21 protein-coding genes are annotated in these 20,838 nt (G+C 72.2%); 13 read left to right on the top strand and 8 right to left on the bottom strand.

Features of this window, described 5'->3' with window-relative positions; translation table 11 throughout:
* Positions 1-2: 2 nt before the first annotated feature.
* Genes NYZ98_RS21260 through NYZ98_RS21235 form a run of 6 tightly spaced genes read right to left on the bottom strand, consistent with a single transcriptional unit; the run spans position 3 to position 6,038 of the window.
* On the bottom strand, positions 3-1,514 hold the full coding sequence (locus NYZ98_RS21260; protein WP_262844592.1) for a tryptophan halogenase family protein: 1,512 nt from the start codon (positions 1,512-1,514) through the stop codon (positions 3-5).
* Positions 1,511-2,050, bottom strand: a complete 540-nt coding sequence (locus NYZ98_RS21255; protein ID WP_262844591.1) for a flavin reductase family protein — start codon at positions 2,048-2,050, stop codon at positions 1,511-1,513. The genes NYZ98_RS21260 and NYZ98_RS21255 overlap by 4 nt, the downstream gene beginning before the upstream one ends.
* A gap of 34 nt (positions 2,051-2,084) precedes the next feature.
* Positions 2,085-3,329 (bottom strand): glutamate synthase-related protein, encoded by a 1,245-nt coding sequence (locus NYZ98_RS21250; protein ID WP_262844590.1) that lies wholly within the window; start codon positions 3,327-3,329, stop codon positions 2,085-2,087.
* Positions 3,326-4,339 carry an asparagine synthetase A gene (locus tag NYZ98_RS21245; protein WP_262844589.1) on the bottom strand — a complete coding sequence of 338 codons (1,014 nt, stop codon included), beginning with the start codon at positions 4,337-4,339 and terminating at the stop codon, positions 3,326-3,328. The genes NYZ98_RS21250 and NYZ98_RS21245 overlap by 4 nt, the downstream gene beginning before the upstream one ends.
* Positions 4,336-5,619: a methylaspartate mutase gene (locus tag NYZ98_RS21240; protein WP_262844588.1), complete on the bottom strand. Its 1,284-nt coding sequence runs from the start codon at positions 5,617-5,619 to the stop codon at positions 4,336-4,338. The genes NYZ98_RS21245 and NYZ98_RS21240 overlap by 4 nt, the downstream gene beginning before the upstream one ends.
* The gene (locus NYZ98_RS21235) at positions 5,616-6,038 is read right to left on the bottom strand and encodes a cobalamin B12-binding domain-containing protein (protein WP_262844587.1); all 423 of its coding nucleotides are present in this window, start codon (positions 6,036-6,038) and stop codon (positions 5,616-5,618) included. The genes NYZ98_RS21240 and NYZ98_RS21235 overlap by 4 nt, the downstream gene beginning before the upstream one ends.
* Before the next feature lie 198 nt (positions 6,039-6,236).
* On the opposite strand from NYZ98_RS21235, the gene NYZ98_RS21230 reads away from it, so the two are divergent.
* Positions 6,237-7,490, top strand: coding sequence for an MFS transporter (locus tag NYZ98_RS21230; RefSeq protein ID WP_262844586.1), 1,254 nt, complete (start codon positions 6,237-6,239; stop codon positions 7,488-7,490).
* A 46-nt stretch (positions 7,491-7,536) separates the two neighbouring features.
* On the opposite strand, the gene NYZ98_RS21225 is transcribed toward NYZ98_RS21230, so the two are convergent.
* Positions 7,537-8,214: a GntR family transcriptional regulator gene (locus NYZ98_RS21225; protein ID WP_262844585.1), complete on the bottom strand. Its 678-nt coding sequence runs from the start codon at positions 8,212-8,214 to the stop codon at positions 7,537-7,539.
* Between the two features lie 137 nt (positions 8,215-8,351).
* On the opposite strand from NYZ98_RS21225, the gene NYZ98_RS21220 reads away from it, so the two are divergent.
* The 12 genes from NYZ98_RS21220 (at position 8,352) to NYZ98_RS21170 (ending at position 19,561) form a co-directional block, all read left to right on the top strand.
* Positions 8,352-9,155 carry an FAD binding domain-containing protein gene (locus tag NYZ98_RS21220; RefSeq protein ID WP_262844584.1) on the top strand — a complete coding sequence of 268 codons (804 nt, stop codon included), beginning with the start codon at positions 8,352-8,354 and terminating at the stop codon, positions 9,153-9,155.
* 39 nt (positions 9,156-9,194) lie between these two features.
* Positions 9,195-9,683 (top strand): (2Fe-2S)-binding protein, encoded by a 489-nt coding sequence (locus NYZ98_RS21215; protein ID WP_262844583.1) that lies wholly within the window; start codon positions 9,195-9,197, stop codon positions 9,681-9,683.
* Positions 9,680-11,065 carry a xanthine dehydrogenase family protein molybdopterin-binding subunit gene (locus NYZ98_RS41395; RefSeq protein ID WP_316249586.1) on the top strand — a complete coding sequence of 462 codons (1,386 nt, stop codon included), beginning with the start codon at positions 9,680-9,682 and terminating at the stop codon, positions 11,063-11,065. Before NYZ98_RS21215 ends, NYZ98_RS41395 begins: the two co-directional genes overlap by 4 nt.
* Before the next feature lie 3 nt (positions 11,066-11,068).
* On the top strand, positions 11,069-12,100 hold the full coding sequence (locus tag NYZ98_RS41390) for a xanthine dehydrogenase family protein molybdopterin-binding subunit (protein ID WP_316249585.1): 1,032 nt from the start codon (positions 11,069-11,071) through the stop codon (positions 12,098-12,100).
* A 40-nt stretch (positions 12,101-12,140) separates the two neighbouring features.
* Positions 12,141-12,443, top strand: coding sequence for an EthD family reductase (locus NYZ98_RS21205; protein WP_262844582.1), 303 nt, complete (start codon positions 12,141-12,143; stop codon positions 12,441-12,443).
* A complete protein-coding gene (locus tag NYZ98_RS21200) occupies positions 12,440-13,321 on the top strand; it encodes an AAA family ATPase (protein ID WP_262844581.1) in 882 nt (293 codons plus the stop codon). Before NYZ98_RS21205 ends, NYZ98_RS21200 begins: the two co-directional genes overlap by 4 nt.
* Before the next feature lie 118 nt (positions 13,322-13,439).
* On the top strand, positions 13,440-14,615 hold the full coding sequence (locus NYZ98_RS21195; protein WP_262844580.1) for a vWA domain-containing protein: 1,176 nt from the start codon (positions 13,440-13,442) through the stop codon (positions 14,613-14,615).
* Positions 14,612-15,559, top strand: a complete 948-nt coding sequence (locus NYZ98_RS21190; RefSeq protein ID WP_262844579.1) for an amidohydrolase family protein — start codon at positions 14,612-14,614, stop codon at positions 15,557-15,559. The genes NYZ98_RS21195 and NYZ98_RS21190 overlap by 4 nt, the downstream gene beginning before the upstream one ends.
* A gap of 94 nt (positions 15,560-15,653) precedes the next feature.
* Complete coding sequence (locus tag NYZ98_RS21185) at positions 15,654-16,283, top strand: DUF899 domain-containing protein (protein ID WP_262844578.1); 630 nt, start codon at positions 15,654-15,656, stop codon at positions 16,281-16,283.
* A 95-nt stretch (positions 16,284-16,378) separates the two neighbouring features.
* Positions 16,379-17,449, top strand: coding sequence for a DUF418 domain-containing protein (locus NYZ98_RS21180; RefSeq protein WP_262844577.1), 1,071 nt, complete (start codon positions 16,379-16,381; stop codon positions 17,447-17,449).
* A 163-nt stretch (positions 17,450-17,612) separates the two neighbouring features.
* The gene (locus NYZ98_RS21175; RefSeq protein ID WP_262844576.1) at positions 17,613-18,830 is read left to right on the top strand and encodes a class I SAM-dependent methyltransferase; all 1,218 of its coding nucleotides are present in this window, start codon (positions 17,613-17,615) and stop codon (positions 18,828-18,830) included.
* Positions 18,831-18,832: 2 nt separating this feature from the next.
* Positions 18,833-19,561 carry a class I SAM-dependent methyltransferase gene (locus NYZ98_RS21170; RefSeq protein ID WP_262844575.1) on the top strand — a complete coding sequence of 243 codons (729 nt, stop codon included), beginning with the start codon at positions 18,833-18,835 and terminating at the stop codon, positions 19,559-19,561.
* A 165-nt stretch (positions 19,562-19,726) separates the two neighbouring features.
* On the opposite strand, the gene NYZ98_RS21165 is transcribed toward NYZ98_RS21170, so the two are convergent.
* Complete coding sequence (locus tag NYZ98_RS21165; protein WP_262844574.1) at positions 19,727-20,836, bottom strand: DegT/DnrJ/EryC1/StrS family aminotransferase; 1,110 nt, start codon at positions 20,834-20,836, stop codon at positions 19,727-19,729.
* Between the last annotated feature and the right edge of the window lie 2 nt (positions 20,837-20,838).

The following is a 20,838-nucleotide window of genomic DNA, read 5'->3' as shown; positions in this document are numbered from 1 at the left end:
GGTCAGCCGTTGAGCTGGTCGAGGTAGGCGTGGCAACCGGGAAGTTCCTCGATCAGGCGCTCGACCCGCCGGGGGACGGCGTCCATGGCCGCGAGGGCGGCGCTCGCGTCGGCGTGCGCGAGTGCGGGCAGCGGCCGGTCCGGCTGGGCGCCGAGGCCGATCAGCATGATGCGCCACGAGTACGGCTCGAACCCGTGGAAGTGCGGGTAGATGGTGGTGGCGTCGGGCAGCATCGACCGCCACAGCTCCAGCCGCCGGTCCATGCCCGGCGGCAGCGCCCGCGTCTTGGTGGCCTTCCAGTAGGGCGTGTCGTCCCTGGCGGCGGCCCGGTAGTGCAGCACCAGGAACTCCTTGACGCCGTCCATCACCGCCGCGACCTTGTCGTTGTAGGCGCCGATGACGCGCTCGTCCCAGTTCTCGTCGGGGAAGCTCCGCACGAGCTGCTCCACGCCGTGCTGGATGAAGAAGATGCCCGTCGACTCCAGCGGCTCGACGAACCCGCTGGACAGCCCGATGGCCACGCAGTTGCGCACCCACGACCTGCGGTTGCGGCCGATCCGCATCCGGATGTGGTTGGCCTGAAGCTCCGGCCGGCCGGGCGCGGCGAACGCGCGCAGGGTCGCCTCGGCGGTCTCCGGCGAGCAGAACTGATCGGAGTACACGTAGCCGGTGCCCACGCGGCCGAACAGCGGGATCGTCCAGATCCACCCCGCGTCCACGGCGGTCGCCGTGGTGTAGGGGTCGATCCCGCGCGCGGCCATGTCGTGCGGCACCCGCAGCGCGACCGCGCGGTTGTTCGGCAGCACGTCCTCGAAGGACAGGAACTCCTCGCCGAGCACGCCGTTGATCAGCATGCCGCGGAACCCGGTGCAGTCCACGAACAGGTCGCCGCGCACCTCGCCGTGCTCCTTGGTGACCAGGTGGCTGATCCAGCCCCGCTCGTCCTGCCCGACCTCCACGACGTCGTCGCGCACGTGGTGCACGCCCCTGGCGGTCCCGAGGCCGGTCAGGTACGTGGCCAGCAGGGCGGCGTCGAAGTGGTAGGCGTAGGGGAACTGGGGGGCCTCGCCCATCGTGCCGGTGAGCAGCGAACCGTCCAGGCGGCGCGGCGAGCGCTGGGCGTCGCAGACCCCCGGGATCACCAGGCACCGCCGGTCGAACTCCTCGACCTTGCCGTCAAGGTGCAGCCACCAGTCGGCGAGGTCGAAGTCGCCGCAGACGGGCAGCCGCTCGAACGGGTGGTAGAAGTGCGTGCCGGGGGCCCGCCAGTTCTCGAATCTGATGCCCAGCTTGTAGCTGGCCGAGCAGTGCGGCATCCATTCGCGCTCCTCGACCCCGATGTAGGAGAAGAAGTGGCGGATCGTGCTGAACGTCGCCTCCCCCACCCCGATCGTGGAGATCCTCGGCGACTCGACCACCGTCACCGACACCGAATCCCCGAACGCCCGGTTGAGGTAGGTGGCCGTCATCCAGCCAGCCGTGCCGCCACCGACGATGACAACCTTGCGGATCATTGCGGATCTCCGAATCCCGACGAGGGTGGGTGTTGGTCGGGCCAGGGCGCGTAACGGCGCCGGCCGTACAGCAGGGGGGTGATCTCCAGGGTGCGGGTGACGTGGGACACCTCGCCGAACACCACGATGTGGTCGCCGACCACCTGGCTGCCGGCCAGCTCGCAGTCGGCGACCATGTGCGTGGCCAGCGGCAGGTGCGGCCCGCCGCACCCGGCGGGCAGGGTCCAGTCCACCTTGGCGAACCGGTCGGGCTCGCCCGAGGCGAACAGCTCGGCGGTCGGCCGGGCGTCGCGGTGCAGCAGGTTGACGGCGAACGTCCCCATGCCGAGGACGGCGGCCAGCGTCGGGCTGCCGTCCCGCAGGCAGACGATCAGCATGGGCGGGGACAGGGTGACGCTGCACAGGGACGTGCACGTCATGCCCCAGGGCCGCCCGTGGGCGGCGAGCGCGGTGACGACCGCGACGCCGGTCGGGAACTCGGTCATGAAGGGACGCAGGTCGACGACGTCGGCGCCGCCCCCGGGCGCGTGCGTCACGGCCGCACCGCCCGGCCGCGGTGGGCGAGGGGCGTCACCGGGTCCCCGATCCGGTGGCCGCCCACACGTCCTCAGGCCCGAGGCGGTCAGGCGCGTACTTGCCCAGGGCGCTGATCAGCATCCGCATCTCGAACGCCAGGCACGCGACCAGGTTGACCAGGCCGTCCCGCGGCGCCTCGTCGGCCGCGACCAGCGCGGCCCTGCCGAGGCCGACCGCGGTGGCGCCGAGTGCCAGGCTCTTGACCGCCCTGGCACCCTCCCACATGCGGCCCGAGACCAGCACGCACGACGACGGAGATCCCAGCCGGGCCAGGCACTCCCCGAGCGGCAGGCCGACGTGTTCGAGGAACGCGACCGGGGCCCACCCGGTGCCGGCCTCGGCCCCGTCCACGGTCACCGCGTCGGCGCCCGCCGACCATGCCGCCACCGCCGCGTGCCGCACGTCCCGCACCGGGGGCAGCTTCACCCACACCCGCGCCCGGGGGTAGTTGTTGCGCATCAGGCGGATCTGCTGGCGCAGGATCTCTTCGGTGAACGTGCCGGGGGTGCCGCTGCGCAGCAGCAGGGCGGTGCCCCCGCCCGCGGCGGCGTCGACGACGTAGCGTCCGGCCACGCGGGCCGCGCCGTCCGCGTCCAGCATGGTCATGCCGCCGAGCCCCGGCTTGGCGCCCTGGCCGCACTTCAGCTCGAACGCCATCCGGCCCGAGTCGAGCAGGTCCCGCACGGCGGGGTCGCTGTAGAGCAGGTTCCAGATCTCGGAGTCGGCGTCCTCGGTGCTCTGCTGGACGACCACCCCGCCGTGCGGGCCGCGCAGCTCCGCGGCGTAGGCCTCGATCCTGGCCAGCAGCGTCGTCGCGGCCGGTCCTGAGGAGCGGTATCCGCCGACCGAGCCGACGTTCTCGCCGACGACCAGCGGCAGGCCGAGACGGCCCGCCTGCCTGACCACGGCCAGCCCGAGGTCGGAGCCGGCCACCTCGGTCGAGCCGAGCGCCGACACGTACACCGGCAGCGGCGAGGACAGCCCGCCGATCACGGTGTCCAGCACGACGTCGCCGTAGGTGGGCTCCCTGCCGAGCTCGATCAGCTTCTCCAGGCGCTCGGGCATGAAGATCGGGGGTGCCAGGCGGGCGCGGTCGAGCGGGTCCGGCGAGGCGGCGGGCGTGGCGCCGAAGACCGTGTGCCCGTAGCCGGCGCCGGGCGGGAAGGCGCCCGCGACGCCGTCCCTGGCCCTGGCCCTGATCGGCCCCTCGGGGAGGCCGGGGGCGCTCAGCCCGCTCACGGCGAGATCACCCCGGCGAGCTTGGGGTAGGCGGTGGTCTGCCAGACGTGCGCCAGCCCGGTGACGTAGCGGGTGAGGCGTTCGAGGCCGAGGCCGAAGCCCGCGCTCGGCCTGATCCCCTCCCTGGCCAGGTCCAGGTACCAGCCGTACTTGGCCGGGTTCTCGCCGGTCTCGCGCATGCGGGTCACCAGCGTGGCGTACTCCGACTCCCGCTCGCTGCCGCTGCACAGCTCGCCGTACCCCTCGGGGGCGATGAGGTCGAAGTTGCGCAGCACCCCGGGCCGGGTGCGGCTCTCCCGGTCGTAGAACCCCCGCGACCCCTTGGGGTAGTCGACGACGAGGAACGGGCGGCTGGCCTTGAGCGACAGCACCCGCTCGCCGGCCCAGGTGATCTCGGAGTCGCGGCTCTGCCCGTGCCCCAGGGCGGCGAGCCCTTCGGTCGCCTCGGCGTGGGTGATCCGGTCGAACGGCCCCGCCAGCGTCTCGGTGAACGCGCCGGTGTCGCGTCCCAGCGCCTCCAGCTCGGCCGCCATGGTCGTGATGACGGTCCTGATGACGTGCTGGACCAGGGCCTGCGCCAGCTCCATCGCGTCCTCGCGCGAGGCGCCGGCCACCTCGACGTCGATCTGGTGGAACTCCACCAGGTGCCGCCCGGTGGACGCCGTCTCCGGCGGCTCCAGCCGGATGTTCGGCGCGAGGCAGAAGATGCGGTCGAAGGTGAGCAGTGACGCCTGCTTGTACAGGATGGCGCTGGACATCAGCTTGTACCGCTGACCGTAGTAGTCGATGTCGACCTGCTTGGCGCCGCGCACCCCGGGGTCGGTCACCGGGCCGATGATGGGCGCCTGCAGTTCGGCGAAGTCGCGTGCGGTGAGGTACTCGCGGGCCGCCGCCATGATGCCCTGCCGCACCCGCAGCGCCGCGCGCGTGGTGGCGGACGTCAGGTGCTCGCGCAGGGGGCCTGGTGGCCGGGCCTCGCCCTGGTCTCCGCCGGATCGCTCGGTGGTCACCGCCGCGCCTCCCATCGGGTCCGCGCCTCGGGCGCCTCCATCGGTTCGTGGTCGAACCTCCTGCGCACCCGGCCCAGGCACTCCAGCAGCTCGGCCGCCCCGAGAGGCCTGCCGGTGTCGCGGCGCGGCTCGGGCACGGGCAGGCGGCCGGTGTCGCGCCACCGCAGCCGGTCGTCGGTGTCGAGGTAGCTGGTGGCCCGGCCCGCGTTGTCGGGGTGCAGGCAGTAGGGGATGTCGAGGTACCCCCGCCGGAAGGCCTTCTCCAGGGCCCCGCCGATGTCGTCGTCGAGGTCGAGGACGGCCTCCACGATGGCCAGGGCCTCGGCGTGGATCCCGGTGTCGGCGGCCTGCCCCGGGTCCTCCCGTTCGCCGGCCGCCTCCCTGGCCGCGTGCTCGATGGCCGTGACGTTCTCCTTGATCGTCGGGATCCGCGCCGACTCGGCGGCGGTCTTCACGATCAGCCGGTCGGCGCCCGCGCGGACGGCGAGCCTCGCCGCGCCGGCGAGCAGCGCGTCGGCCCCCGCCCTGGTCCTGGGGTACAGGCCCATGTAGGCGTAGAGCACGACGTGCCAGTCCACGCCGGGCAGGAAGCGGGCGCCGAGCCGGCGCAGGGCGCGCAGCGCCTCCTCGTCCTGCGCCCGGCTGATCTGCTGGGCGTAGCTCAGCGAGATGCTGCGCAGGCCGTTCTGCCGGAAGAACATGCCCTCCAGCACGCTGGTCGCGACGAGCAGCCCCGGCGGGCACAGTTGCCCGAGCATGCATCCGCCGAACGTCTCCAGGTGCGGCTCGGGGCCGGACCCCCGGGCGTTCACCAGGATCTCGCAGCAGCGCCGCCAGCTCCGCCGGGATTCCGCAAGCGGCACCCGGCTGTAGGGCAGGCAGTACGACACCGGCCCGCCCTCCGAGACCGTCAGGCCGAGTTCGCACAACCGCTGGAAGATCAGCTCGGGGGTGGGCGAGCCGTGCCTGACCTGGACGGGGAAGGTCTCGTCGCGGATCCCGGCGAGCATCGCCTCGGTCGTTCCCGCGTCGTGGGCCACGATCGGGTACCCGTTGAGCTCCGCGCCGGAGGTGAGCGCGCGCCGGGCGGCGTCGTGGGCGCCGAGCCTGGTGTAGCTGTCCAGCGTGATCGTGCCGACCGTGGTGGCCGAGGCCCGCTTGGTCGCGGCCAGCCCGGTCCGCATGCGCGTGGCGCTGCCGAACCCCATCCGGGGCTGCACCACCAGCCGGCCCGCCGCCCTGGCGTCGGCGATGTACCGTCCGAACGCCGGGGCGCTCATCGGCTCACCCGCGCCGCGACGGAGTCGAGGTAGGACCCGAACAGCGCCGTGTCGACCTCGTCGTCGCCGAAGACGGCGGTGAACCCGGCGTCGAGCAGCGACTGGACCTCCTCGGGGCGGCTGGTGCCCGCGACGCCGAGCTTGCCGCCGATGACGATGGGGGTGTCGCGCAGCGCGGGCTCGGCCCGGAGCCGCCGCACCGCCCTTTCGCCGTCGACCAGGCCGTGCCCGTTGACGGTGCTCATGACGATCAGGTCGCAGGGCGCGCCCGCCGCCGCCCGCACCATCTGCTCGTCGGGGACGCAGGGCCCCAGATTGCGGACCTCGTGGCCCAACTCCGTGATGAGAAGCTGCATATAAACCAAGTTCCAGGTATGCGAATCAGATGATGTTCCGGTCAGTAGGACAATGAGCCGCAATGAACCGCTCGCCCGGTCGATGTGAGCCTCCCCTGGGAAATTCGGGATCCACTCTGAGCAGATTCAGACGCTACGGCCGGGCGGTTGCCGTGGCAGGCAGTTCCAGGCGGCAGAATGCAGGCAGTTGCCCGCCGGAACCGGGAAGTCCCCGGCTTTATGCCACGATGAACGAAATCGACGGCGCCACGGGACGGGGCAATGGATTCCGATCAGGCACACGCCACGCGTCACTTTCCGCTCCTGTGGTTCGGCCAGGGCGCCAGCAGGTTCGGCACCGCCATCACCACCGTCGTCATGCCGCTGGCCGCCGTCACCGTGCTCGGCACCGGCACCTTCCTGGTCACCGCCATCCAGGCGGCCGTGTGGCTGCCGTGGCTGGTCATCGGCTTGCCGGCGGGGGCGTGGGTGGACCGCCTGCCCCGGCGGGCGACCATGCTCGTGTGCGACCTCACCTCGGCGCTCACGCTCGCCACGGTGCCGCTCGCCGCCTGGACGGGCACGCTGACGGTCGCCCATCTGGTCGCCGTCGCCCTGGTCCTCGGCACCGTCGCCGTGTTCTTCTCCACCGCGGGGCGGGCCTTCCTGCCCGACATCGTGCCCGCGGAACGGCTGCCCGGCGCGAACGCCAGACTGCAGGGAACCGACGCGGGGGCGCAAATACTCGGCCCGGCCGCCGGCGGTCTTGTCGCGCAGTTCTCCGGCGCGGTGACCGGCCTGCTCATCGACGCGCTGACCTTTCTGGTCTCCGCGTCATGCCTGCGCGCGATTCGCGTTCCAGAACCCCGTTTCGCGGCCCGGGAGAAACGCACGACCACATTTCGCGCCGAAATAGCGGACGGCCTGCGTTTCGTGTTCCGCGACCCTTATTTACGCGTGTTCACCGTCCACGCGGGGGCGTCGAATCTGGCCGCAAGCGCCCTGCAGGCCATCCTCATCGTGTTCCTGGTCCGCACCGTCGGGCTGTCCGAAAGCGTGGTGGGCGTGGTGGTCGGCGCGGCGGGCATCGGCGGGGTCGCCGGCGCGCTCGTCGTCACCGGGCTCGCCGGCCGGATCGGCTCGGCTCGGACCATCCTGATCCTCGAACTGGGCGCCACCCCGTTCGCGCTCCTCATCCCGCTCACCACCACGGGCTTCGGCCTGGTCTACCTGATGGCCGGCGGCCTGACGGTGAGCGTCGCCATCGTCGCCAGCAACGTGCTCATCGGCAGCTTCACCCAGTCGTACTGCCCGCCCCACCTGCTCGGACGGGTCTCGGCGAGCCTGCACTTCGTGAACTTCAGCACGCTTCCGCTGGGGGCGCTGATGGGCGGCTTCCTCGCGGAGGTGGCCGGGCTGCGGGCGACCATGTGGGTGGTGGCCTCGCTCGCCGTGGCCAGCAGCCTCATCCTGCTGGCGGGACCGATCCGCAAGACCAGGTCACTGCCGTCCCGGGCGACGGACGCCGTCCACTGATCTACTCTGCCAGGCCGGGCGGCGGCGGGACCTGGGGCGGCGCGGGTCAGCCGGCGGCGGAGTCGCGGGCGCGGCCGTGGGCGTCGTGCGGGAGGTCGGCGTAGTGCCACTGGTGGTCGCGGGCGTGCCGGCAGGCCGTCTCCAGGTCGCCGGCCTCGATCGTGGCCAGCAGCTCGGCGTGGTCGCGGGTGATGTCGGCCAGGTCGACCGCGGTGGCGACCATGGTGACCGAGGTGCGCGCCTCGATCTGCAGCCCCTCCCACGACAGCCGGAGCAGTTCGTTGCGCGCGGCCTCGACAATGTGCCGGTGGAAGGACACGCTCGCGCGCACCGACGCCTCGCGGTCGCCGGCCGCCGCCGCGGCCCGCATCGCCGCCACGTCCTCCCGCAGCGCCTCCACCGGGACCCCGCCCGCCAGCAGGGCGAGCCGGGTGGCGGTCTCCTCCAGCGCGGCCCGCACGACGTAGCTCTCCCGGAGCGTCTCCTGGACGAAGGGGCGGACGAAGGTCCCCCGGCGCGGCCGGGTCTCCACCAGCCGCATGATCTCCAGCTCGCGCAACGCCTCGCGGACGGGCGCCTGGCTGGTCCCGTACGTCGCCGCGAGCCGGGTCTCCACCAGCCGCTCGCCGGGACGCAACCGCAGGGAGACGATCCGGCTGACCAGCGAGTCGCGGATCTGCCGCGACAGCGTGAGTCGCGGCAGCTTGGCGGGCTCTTCGGTCATGGCGGGGATCCTATCGAGTATCGATTCCCGCCCGGCCGGTCCCTCTTGACGCCGGGCAGCACGGAACCTACGTTGTCGATAATCAATTATCGATATTTAACCCGACCGTAACGACCGAGTCCAGGAGAGGCCGGACAATGGCGATCCACGCGGTGCACGTGCCGGAGTCGGCCGAGGCGGCGGTCGCCCTCGCCGGCCGGGGCGCCTGGGTCATGGGCGGCGGCACCGTCGTGATGCCGCTGGTCACCAGCGGCGCGGCGACCGCGACCGAGCTGGTCAGCCTGAGCAAGGCGGGCCTTTCCGGCATCGAGGTGCGCGACGGGACCGTCAGGATCGGCGCGGCGGCCACCCTCACCGCCGTCGGCGAGCATCCCCGGCTCGCGTTCCTGCGCCCGGCCCTGCGCACCATCGCCTCCCCCACCATCCGCAACCAGGCCACCCTGGGGGGCAACCTGTTCGTCGCCCAGCCGTACGGCGACCTGGCCGTCTGCCTGCTCGCCCTCGGCGCCACCTGCGAGATCGCCGGGCCGGGCGGCCGGCGGGACGCGCCGGTGGCCGAGGTGCTCGCCTCGGGCGTCACCGGGGGCGAGGTCGTCGTCGCCGTGCTGGCGCCGCTGCCGGAACCGGGCACCTGGTACTACCGCAAGGCCATGCGCCGCAGGCTGAACTCGGCGTCGATCGTGACCGTGGCCTCGGTGACCCGCACCGCCGGCGGCGTGGTCACCTCGTCCGGTATAGCGCTCGGCGGCGTGGCCCCGCGCCCGGTGCGCGCGGTGTCGGCCGAACGGCTGCTCCTGGGCCGCCCGCTGACCCCCGAGGTCCTCACCGAGGCCGGCGAGGCCGCCCGCGCCGACACCGCCCCCGCCGACGACGCCTACGCCAGCGCCTGGTACCGGACGCGGGTCCTGCCCGTGCACCTGCGCCGGGCCTTCCTCGGCTAGTGGCTCCCCCGCGCGCCCCCCACCAGAAAGGGCTGGACCATGCCGTCACAGATCGTCTCGCTCGTCGTCAACGGCGAGCCACGGGAGTTCATCGCCGCGCCGGGGATGACGCTCCTGGCCGGCCTGCGCGAGTCGCTGGGGCTCACGGCCGCCAAGCGCGGCTGCGGGCAGGGCACCTGCGGAAGCTGCACCGTGCTGGTCGAGGGCCAGGCGCGGGCCGCGTGCCTGGTCGCGGTGGAGACCGTCGCGGGACTGTCGGTCAGCACCCTGGAAGGGGTCGCCACCGGCGGTGAGCTGGACGCGGTGCAGAGCTCCTTCGTCGACAACTTCGCCACCCAGTGCGGCTTCTGCACCGCCGGGATGATCATGGTCACCGAGGCGCTGCTCGACCGCGACCCCGACCCGAGCGAGGAGGACGTCGCCGAGGCCATCTCGGGCAACGTCTGCCGCTGCACCGGCTACCAGCCCATCGTGATCGCCATCCTGGACGCGGCCAGGCGCCGGCGCGAGGAGAGGGCGTCCCGATGACCTACCGCCTCGCCGCCATCGACAAGAGCTCCTTCGCCGCCGAGCGGGAGGACGACTTCACCGTCATCGGCTCGGTGGTCCGGCGCTCCGACGCCCTCGGGCACGTCACCGGACGCACGGAGTTCTTCGAGGACGTCGCCCCGCCCGGCCTCGCCCACCTGAAGATGCACCGCTCGGCCCGGCACCACGCCAGGATCGCCGGCGTCGACCTGACCGAGGCCCTGGCGGTGCCCGGCGTCCTGAAGATCCTCACCCACGCCGACATCCCGAACAACCTCTACACCCCGCTGAAACTGATCGGCGTCGGGCCGGACGACGAGCCCATCCTGGCCGTGGACAAGGTGCGCTACCTCGGCGAGCCGATCTGCGCGGTGGTCGCCGTCACCGAGGCGGCGGCGCTGGAGGGCGCGGCCAGGGTCAAGGTCACCTACGAGGACCTGCCGGCGGTGTTCGACGTCGAGGAGGCGCTGGCCGAGGGGGCGCCGCTGGTCAACGAGTACCACGGCCAGAACCACTTCATCTACGAGGGGCACCACTGCCGGCGCATCCGGTTCGGCGACGTGGAGAAGGCGTTCGCCGAGGCCGACCACGTCTTCGAGTGGCGCTACCAGTCCGCGCCGATCGAGCAGGCCCCCGTGGAGACCACCGGCTGCGTGGTGATCCCCCAGGCGGACGGCCGGCTGCGCATCCACTCCGACACCCAGGCGTGCTTCTTCACCCTGGACAACACCGCGCTGATCCTGGAGACCCCGTTCAACAAGCTGCGCATCGTCGGCGGGACGGTCGGCGGCGGGTTCGGCGGCAAGGTGGACGTCGTGGTCGAACCGGTGGCCTGCGTGGCCGCCATGATGACCGACCGCCCGGTCAAGTTCGTCTACAACCGGTACGAGGAGATGCAGGTCTCCTCCCCGCGCGCGGCCGAGCGCATCTACATCAAGGACGCCGTGATGGACGACGGCCGGATCATCGGGCGCAAGGTCACGCTGTACGTCGACTCCGGCGCCTACGCCCGGCACACCCCGTACGGCACGACCAAGGCGGCGGCCCACCTGCCGGGACCGTACTCGATCCCCAACGTGTGGGCGGACTGCCACTGCGTGTTCACCAACCGCACCCCCTCCAGCGCCATGCGCGGGTTCGGCGTCACCATCGGGGATTTCGCCCTGGAGTCGCAGATGGACCGGATCGCCAGGGCCCTGGACATGGACCCGCTGCGGCTGCGCCTCCTCAACGCCTACCGCGACGGGGACCTCAAGGCCCACCGCAAGGTCGCCGAGGGCACCGCCCTGGTGGAGGTCATCCAGAAGGCCGCCGAGATGTCCGGGCACGAACTGCCCGAGGCCTACCGCCGCATGTCGTCCCTGACACGAGAAGGGCTGTAGCCGATGGCCATGCTCCGCGGGCGCGGGTACGCGTCGGTCAACTACCCGACCGGGATGAACCTCGGCGGCGACCCCTCGCAGGCGCTGATCCACGCCACGACCACGGGCACGTTCGTGATCTCGCTGTCCTCGGTGGACCTCGGCCAGGGCATCAAGACGATCACCGCGCAGTGCGCGGCCGAGACGCTCGGCCTGCCGATCGAGAACGTCCTGGTCGACACCGCCGACACCGACACCGGCCCGCACTGCATGGGCACCTTCGCCAGCCGGGGCACCCACCGCGTCGGCAACGCGGTCATCATGGCCGCCGCCGAGGCGCGCGGCGTGATGCTGGAGGTCGCCGCCGAGGAACTGGAGGTCGACGCCGGGGACCTGGAGACCGACGGCACCGGCTACATCCGGCTGAAGGGGTCCAAGGAGAAGAGCATCCACATCACCGACCTGGCGCTGGCCGCGCACTTCAAGCACGGCCGCACGATCTCCGGCCGGGGGATCTTCCTCAAGGAGCCCAGCGCGCCGGTGCCCGAGACCGGGGAGATGGACCCCGACTCCTGCCAGGCGCACGCGTGCACCGCCGCCGTCGTCGAGGTCGACGACGAGACCGGGGTGGTCGAGGTGCTGGAGCTGTACAACGCCTACGAGATCGGCAGGGCGCTCAACCCGGCCATGGCCACCCAGCAGGTCGAGGGCGGCGCGTGGATGGGCCTGTCGCACGCCCTGTTCGAGACCGTCGAGCCCTACTACCCGTCGCGCGACCACGGGCCCCGCGACTTCGGCGAGTACCTGATGCCCGGCCCGGCCGACATCCCCGTCCAGCACAGCCTGATCCTGGAGCGCCCGGCGGCCAGCGGCCCGTACGGCGCCAAGGGGATCGGCGAGATGACGGCGAACGCCCCGATCCCGGCCATCGCCAACGCCATCTTCGACGCCTGCGGCGTCCGGCTGGAGGCGATGCCGTTCACCCCCGAACGCGTCCTGCGCGGGCTGGACGCCCTGCGCGCGGACACCGCGACACAGGACGCCGGTCCCGCCTGAACGGCGTCCTTCCCCCCCTGAAAAACACGGAGGAACCACCATGCTGAAGGTCATCTCGCTGCTCAAGCGCGCCGAGAACCTGTCCCACGAGGAGTTCACCAAGTGGGTCCTGCAGGACCACGTGGAGTTCGCCAGGAAACTGCCCGGCCTGCGCAAGTACACCGTGAGCGTCACCAACGAGGACGGCGCCGCGTACGACTCGGTCAACGAGCTCTACTTCGACGACGACGACGCCCGCGTCGCCGCGTTCGGCTCCGAGCACGGCAAGGCCGCCGCCGCCGACGCCGCCGCGCACACCACCCAGCGGGTCCACCTGCTGACCACCGAGCACGCGCAGTCGTGACCCCGGACGGGCCCCCCGTCCCGCTGAGCGAGCACGAACTGGCCGCGGCGCTCGAACGAGAGGGCTACTTCGCCGACGAGGGACTGTGCACGGCCGTCCACCTGGCGCTGCGGCTGAGCCGGCCGCTGCTGCTGGAGGGCGAGCCGGGCGTCGGCAAGACCGAGGTGGCCGCCGTGCTCTCCCGCGTCACCGGCCTGGACCTCATCCGGCTGCAGTGCTTCGAAGGGCTGGACTCCGGCCAGGCGCTGTACGAATGGGACTACCCCAAGCAGCTCCTCCAGGTCCGGGTGGCCGAGAGCCGGGGGCAGGACGTCGGCGAGCTGTACCGCGAGGAGTTCCTGCTGCGCCGGCCGCTGCTGCGCGCCGTGCAGGACGAGCGGGGCGTGGTGCTGCTGATCGACGAGATCGACCGGGCCGACAGCGAGTTCGAGGCGTTCCTGCTGGAGTTCCTGGGCGACTTCCAGATCACCATCCCCGAGCTGGGCACCATCCGGGCGCGCACCCCGCCCATCGTGGTGCTGACGTCCAACCGCACGCGCGAGCTGCACGACGCGCTCAAGCGGCGGTGCCTTTACCACTGGATCGCCTTCCCCGAGGCCGGGCGCGAGCGGGCCATCCTGCGCGCGGCCGTGCCCGGCCTGGAGGAACGGGCGGCCGAAGGGCTCGTACGGTCGGTGCAGCGGGTACGCGGGCTGCCGCTGCTCAAGCGGCCCGGGATCGCCGAGACGGTGGAATGGGCCCGGGGCGCGCTGGCGCTCACCGACGGCGGCAGCCCCTGGCCCACGGCGCTGCGCCGGGCGCTCGGCCTGCTCATCAAGGACGAGGAGGACACCCGCCTCGTCCTCACCCACGCCCCCGAACTCTTCGACAATGCCTGACCCCACCCCCCGGGACCCCCCACCGGGGACACCCGACGCCGGGACGAACCACCCGGAAACACCCGACCCTGGGGCGAAAAGTCCAGGGACACCCGGAGCCGGGACGAACAGTCCGGGGATGCCCGGACCCGTGGGGCTCGCGGCGGGGCATCTGTGGGCATTCCTGGCCGCGTTGCGCGGCGCGGGGGTGGCCACCGCGCCGCCCAAGCAGGCCGACCTGCTGCGGGTGATCGCATCCTCCCCGCCGCCCGGCCCGACCAAGTTGTACTGGTACGCCCGGATCACCCTGCTCCAGGACATCGGCGACCTGCCCGCGTTCGACCGCGTCTTCGACACGTGGTTCCGGTACGGCGGCCAGGAGCCCGTCCCGCCCGCCGCGGGCGACGACGGCGAGGCCCCCTCCCCCAACGGAGCCGGCCAGGACGACCCCCCGGCCCTGGACGCCCTGCCCGGCGACGGCGTCGAGGCCAGCGCCCTGAGCACCTACGGCAGGCGCGAGTTCGGCCCGGCCGGCGACGAACGGCGACCGGTCATGGCCGCCCTGCGCGCCACCTGGCCCGCCGTCCTCCCGGCGACGCCGTCGCGGCGGCGGCGCCCGTCCCGGTCGGGCGACCGGCTGGACATCCGGCACGCGTGGCGGCGCGCCCACCGGCACGACGGGGAGTTCATCGAACTGCGGCGCCTCGCCCGGCCCGCCCGCCCGCGCCGCCTGCTGATCATGGTCGACGTCTCCGGCTCCCTGCGGCTGCACACCCCCGACCTGCTCAGGCTCGCGCACACCGCCCTGCGCGCGGCGCCCGCCCGTACCGAGGTCTTCACCTTCGGCACCCGGCTGACCAGGATCACCGCCGCCCTGGCGCACCCGCACGCCGACCGGGCGCTGCGGGCGGTGTCCGGGCAGGTCACCGACGCCGACGGCGGCACCGCGATCGGCACGGCCCTCGCGCACTTCCTCGCCAACCCCCGGTTCGTGGCGCTCGCCCGGGGCGCCCTGGTGATCGTGCTGTCCGACGGGCTGGAACGCGGCGACTGCGCGCCGATGGTCCGCGCCACCGCACGCCTCGCACGCCTGAGCCACCGGCTCGTCTGGTGGTCGCCGCTGGCCTGCTCCCCCGGCTACCGCCCGGTCACCCGCGCCATGGCCGCCCAGCTCCCGCTCCTCGACCACCTCGGCGGCGTACGCGACCTGCCCACCGGCCTCACCGAGGTCCGCCGCCTCCCCGCCGTCCTCACCGCCCCCCGCCACACGGCCGCACGACGCTGGCCCACCCCTGACCCACGGGACCCCCAATGACCGACACCCCACCCGGCGCCTCACCCGACGTACCGGAAGACGCCGTACCCTCTCGCCCCGCCGGGATCGTGGACGCGCACCACCACATCTGGCGTGCCGCGGACCTGCCCTGGCTCCAAGGAGAGATGATCCCGCGCATCTTCGGCCCCTACGAGCCGATCCGGCGCGACTACCCGGTCGCGGAGTACGCCGAAGAGGCGACGGCCTGCGGCATCACCGCGGCCGTCTACGTGCAGGCCAACTGGCCGCTCGACCGTTCCCTGGACGAGGTCCACTGGCTGCGCGACGTGCACGCCGAGACCGGCTGGCCCACGGCCGTGGTCGGCTCGGCCGACCTGTTCGACGAGGGCGCGGCGGCCGTCATGCGCCGGCAGGCCGCGATCACCCCGCTCATGCGCGGCACCCGGCTGCAGCTGCACTGGCACGAGCGGCCGGAGTTCCGCTTCGCCTCGGCCCCCGACCGCATGAAGGACCCCGTCTTCCGGCGCAACATCGCCTCGCTCGCCGACCTCGGCTGGCTGTTCGAGCTCCAGGTGTTCGCCGGCCAGATGCCCGACGCCGCCGCGTTCGTGGACGAGTTCCCCGAGGTGACGTTCGTGCTGGTCCACGCCGGGATGCTCGACGGGTCAGGCCCGTCCACGGTCGCGGAGTGGACCCACGGCATGCGCCTGCTGGCCGAACGCCCCAACGTCGTGGTCAAGCTCACCGGCCAGGGCACGTTCGTGCACCGCGTGGACCGGGCGCTGATCGAGACGGTCGCGAACACGTGCCTGTCCCTCTTCGGCCCGGACCGCTGCATGTGGGGAAGCAACTTCCCCATCGAGAAGATCTGGACCGACCTCCCCACCCTCCTCACCACCTGGCGGTCCGCCCTCTCCCCCCACCCCCCAGAAACCCTCCACGCCGTCTTCACCACGACCGCCCAACGCGTCTACCGCCTGTGACCCATAACCCCCGACCAGTGCCACTGCCAGGGGCTTCGCAGACGGGCGAGGAGGGGCGCGGGTTTTTGTCGGTGGCGGGGGGCAGAATCGGCTGATGGACAGACCAAAGATCGTTTCGCCGGAGGAGTGGCGGCAGGAGCGCGACGAACTGCTCAAGGCCGAGAAGGAGGCGACCCGCGTCCAGGACGCGCTCGCCGCGCGGCGCCGTCGCCTGCCGATGGTCGAGTTCTCCGGCACGTACGCGTTCGACACCCCGGACGGCGAGAAGAGCCTGCCCGACCTGTTCGAGGGCCGGGACCAGCTCGTCATCTACCAGTTCATGGACATCGGGCCGGGCCGCTTCTGCCCGGGCTGCACGGCGTTCACGAAGAACATCCCCGAGGCCGCGCCGGCCACCCTGGCCGAGAGCGGGGTCACGTGGCTGAACGTGTCCAACATGCCGCTCGCCCAGATCGAGGAGTACAAGGCGCGCATGGGCTGGACGATGCCGTTCGTGTCGTCGCACGGCACCTCGTTCACGCGGGACTGCGGCATGGACGGCGGCTTCATGCTGAACGTGTTCCTGCGCGACGGCGACGCCGTCTACCGCACCTACAACACCACCTCACGCGGCGTGGACCGCCTCATGTTCGTGAGTAACATCCTCGATCTCACCCCCTACGGCCGCCAGCAGGAGTGGGAGGACTCCCCGCCCGGCTGGCCCCAGCACCCCACCTACGGCTGACCGATTGGGCCACCGGTCAAAAGTACGATCATGGGCGGTGGAAACCGCTCCTTCGGCCGATGGGCGGCGGCGGGCCGGATGAGCAGCATGGGCGCATGCCACACGAAGACACCCCCCAGGCCCCGGCGGCCGGGGGCCTCACCAAGCGTCACACCGGCCGGCCCCGGATCGCCGCGCTCGACGTGCTGCGCGGGTTCGCGCTGTGCGGGATCCTGCTGGCCAACATCCGGCCGATCGTCAACACCGGCGGGGTCGTCCTGCCCCCGGGCGGGCCGGGCAGCCCGGCGGAGAGATGGCTCGGGCTGCTGGTCGAGCAGCGCTTCTTCCCGATCTTCTCCCTGCTGTTCGGCATCGGGTTCTCCCTGCTGCTGAGCTCCGCCGCCGAACGCGTCCCCCACCCGAGGCTGATCCTGCTGCGCCGCCTCCTGGTGCTGCTCGCGGCCGGCCTGGTCCACCTGCTGCTGCTGTGGCGGGGCGACATCCTGACCACCTACGCCGTCGTCGGCCTGGTGGTGCTGCTGCCCTCCACCTGGCTGCCGCGCTGGGCCGTGGCCGGCCTCTCCGCCGCCCTCCTCACCGCGTCGATGGTCACCGGCGGCGGGAACACCCTGGTCCCCGGGCTGTTCCTGCTGGGCTCGGCGCTGACCCGGTACGGGGTGGCCGCCCGGATCGACCGCTCCACCCGGGTTCCGGCCCTTGTGGGGCTGGCCCTCGCCGCGGCGGCGGCGCCCGCCCTGTGGTGGCAGGCGGGCCTGGACACGCGCGACGCCGCTTTCAGCGGCGCCTTCGCCCTGGCGGGCTCGCTGGTCGCGGGCGTGTACGTGTGCGCCCTGCTGGTCCTGCTCCGAACGCCGCTCGCCCCCGCGCTGCGGGTCCTGTTCGCACCGCTGGGCCGGATGGCGCTGACGAACTACCTGACCGCCACGGTCCTGGTCCTGGCGACCGCCCGCGTCCTCGGCTCCCCGAAGGACTGGTCCTGGACGACGGTCTTCCTCCTCGCCGCCGCCGTCCTGTCCGCCCAGTGGCTGTTCTCCACCCTCTGGCTGCGCCGCTACCGCTACGGCCCCCTCGAATGGCTCTGGCGCTGGACCACCTGGACCCACCGCCCACCCCTCCGCCTCCACCCGCCCGCCACCCGCGAGGAGCGGGTCGTCGAGGGGGTGTGACAGGCGTGGCCGGATCGGCGGCGCCCGCGACCCCAGAGGGCGGGTCCCGGCGCACGTTGGGAGATGCGCCGTCGCCCGCGCGGAGACATGCTGGGCCATGGGCCCCAGGACATGCGTTTCACGAGCGGCCGACTGCGGCCGGTGATGAAAGGTGGAGGCACCGGTGACCGAATGCCGAATCTGCGGCGGCGAGGTCGAGGAGTTCCTGGACCTCGGACGCCAGCCGCTGTCCGACGCGTTCCCCCGCCCCGGCGACGTCGAGGGGGAGTTCTTCTACCGGCTCGCCGTCGGACGCTGCCTGGCGTGCACGATGGTCCAGCTCATGGAAGAGGTCCCGCGCGAGCGGATGTTCCACGAGGACTACCCGTACTACTCGTCCGGCTCGTCGGTGATGCGGGAGCACTTCACCCAGACCGCGCTGAGCTTCATCGACACCGAGCTCACCGGCGAGAACCCGTTCTTCGTCGAGATCGGCTGCAACGACGGCGTCCTGCTGCGGACCATCGCCGAGTCCGGGATCCGGCACCTGGGATTCGAGCCCTCCGTCGGGGTCGCGAACGTCGCCCGTGAGCGGGGCGTGACCGTCCGCACCGACTTCTTCGAGGAGTCGACCGCCATCGCCGTCCGCGAGGCCAACGGGCCCGCCGACGCGATCTTCTCGGCGAACACCATCTGCCACATCCCGTACCTGGACTCGCTGCTCCGCGGTGTGGACGCGCTGCTCACCCCCGGCGGCGTCTTCGTCTTCGAGGACCCCTACCTCGGGGACATCGTGAAGAAGACCTCCTTCGACCAGATCTACGACGAGCACTTCTACCTGTTCACGGTGCGTTCGGTGCAGGCGATGGCCGCGCGGTTCGGGTTCGAGCTGGTCAACGTGGAGCGCAAGCCGGTACACGGCGGCGAGGTCCGCTACACCATCGCCCGCGCCGGCGCCCGGCGGCCGACCCCTGCGGTGGCCCGGATGCTGGCCGAGGAGGACGCCCAGGGACTGGCCGAGCCCGAGGTGCTCAACGGCTTCGCCTCCGCGGTGGCCCGCATCCGCGAGGACCTGGTCCGCCTGCTGAGCTCCCTGCGCGAGGACGGCAAGACCGTCGCCGGCTACGGCGCGACGGCCAAGAGCGCGACCGTCACCAACTTCTGCGGCATCGGGCCCGACCTGGTCGACTACGTGTGCGACACGACCCCGGCCAAGCAGCATCGGCTGTCCCCCGGCGTGCACATCCCGGTCAGCCCGACGGAGACCTTCGCCGCCTCCTACCCCGACTACGCGCTGCTGTTCGCCTGGAACCACGCCGAGGAGATCATGGCGAAGGAAGAGCGGTTCCGCGAGTCCGGCGGCCAGTGGATCCTGTACGTGCCAGAAGTGCGGGTGGTCTGACCATGGACGAGCTGTCGCCGATCTACCAGAACGCCGAGGTGTACGACGCCCTCTACCAGGGACGCGACCGGACGTACGAGGCCGACTCGCAGTTGATGATCAAGTACATCCGGGCGCGCAACCCCTCCGCCTCCGCGCTGCTGGACGTGGCCTGCGGCACCGGGAGGAACCTGCGCTCCTTCGCCGACGCGTTCGACCACATCGAGGGCGTCGACCTGGCCGAGGACATGCTCCGGGTCGCCCAGAAGCGGCTGCCGGGGGTGCCCCTGCACCAGGGCGACATGAAGGACTTCCGCCTCGGCCGCACGTTCGACGCGGTCACCTGCCTGTTCAGCGCGATCGGCTACCTGGGCGACGCCGAGCAGCTGTACACCGCGCTGCGCTGCTTCGGCCGGCATCTCAACCCCGGCGGGGTCCTCGTCGTCGAGCCCTGGTACTCCCCGGACAACGCGCAGTCCGGGCGCGTCATGGGTGACGTCGTCACGGTCGACGGGCAGACGATCGCCCGGCTGTCCCACACGGTGGTGGAGGGCAAGGCCCACCGCATGACGGCGCACTACCTGGTGGCCAGCCCCGAGTCGGGAATCCGGCACTTCACCGACCTGCACATGCTGTCGCTGTTCACCCGGCAGGAGTACGAGACGGCCTTCGCCGAGGCGGGCGTCGCGTCCGTCGAGTACCTGGAGACCGGGCCCGGCCGTCCCGGCCTGCTCATCGGCGTCAAGTCCTGACGCCTCGGCGACAGCCCCCGTACGACCCGAAAGTGCCCTCCCGTCCAGGACGGGAGGGCACTTTTCCGTCTTCCACCAGGACGTGGCGACCGGGACCGTCAGGCACCGGGACGGCACCGCGCGCCGGCCCGGGATCAGGGGGCCGGCGCGCGGGGGCGGCGTCCGTCAGCCGCGGTCGAGGATCTTGCGGAGGGTGGTGATGACCTTGTCCTGGAGGTCCTCCGGCAGCGCCGGGTACATCGGGAGCGAGAAGATCTCGTGGGCGGCGACCTCGGTCTCCGGCAGGTCGCCGGTGGAGTAGCCCAGGTGCGCGAACCCGGTCATGGTGTGCACCGGCCACGGGTAACTGACGCGGAAGTTGAAGTCGAACTCCCGCAGCGCCTTGAGGATCTCGTCCCGCGCGGGGTGCCGCACGACGTAGAGGTAGTAGACGTGGTCGTTGCCGGGGGCGATCTTCGGCAGGATCAGGTCGGTGTCGGCGAGCGCCTCGGCGTACCGCCCGGCGATCGCGCGGCGGGCCGCGATGTAGTCGTCCAGCCGGCGGAGCTTGCGGCGCAGGATCTCGGCGTGCACCTCGTCCAGGCGCGCGTTGTGCCCCGGCGTGCGCACGACGTAGTAGCGGTCCTCCATCCCGTAGTACCGCAGCCTGCGCAGGTTCGCCTCGGCCTCGTCGTCGGAGGTGATCACACCGCCGGCGTCGCCGTAGGCGCCGAGGACCTTGGTGGGGTAGAAGGAGAAGGCGCCCGCCTCCCCGGTCGTCCCGGCCAGCCGGCCGTTCTGGCGCGCGCCGTGCGACTGGGCGCAGTCCTCAAGGATCTTCAGGCCGTGGGCCGCCGCCAGCTCCTGGAGCGGGGCGAGGTCCACCATCTGGCCGTAGAGGTGCACCGGGACCAGGGCCTTGGTCCGCTCGGTGATGGCGGCGGCCACCTTGCCGGTGTCCATGAGGTAGGTGTCGGGGTGCACGTCGACGAACACGGGCGTGGCGCCCGCCCCGTCGATGGCCAGCACGGTCGGCGCCGCGGTGTTGGACACCGTGATGACCTCGTCGCCGGGGCCGACGCCCAGGGCCTGCAGGCCGAGCTTGACCGCGTTGGTGCCGTTGTCGACCCCGACGCAGTGCGCCACTCCGTGGTAGGCGGCGAACTCCGCCTCGAAGCCTCGCACGCTGTCGCCGAGAATGAGCTGGTCGGAGCGGAAGACGGTGTCGACCGCGTCGAGGATGTCCTCGCGCTCGTTCTCGTACTCCAGCCGGTGGTCCCATACGTGAATGGCCATCG

Origin of the sequence: Sphaerisporangium corydalis (assembly GCF_025506355.1) — a bacterium.
GTDB classification, from domain to species: Bacteria; Actinomycetota; Actinomycetes; order Streptosporangiales; family Streptosporangiaceae; genus Sphaerisporangium; species Sphaerisporangium corydalis.
Note: the sequence above shows the minus strand (reverse complement) of the source record. Positions and strands in the feature narration are given on the sequence as shown.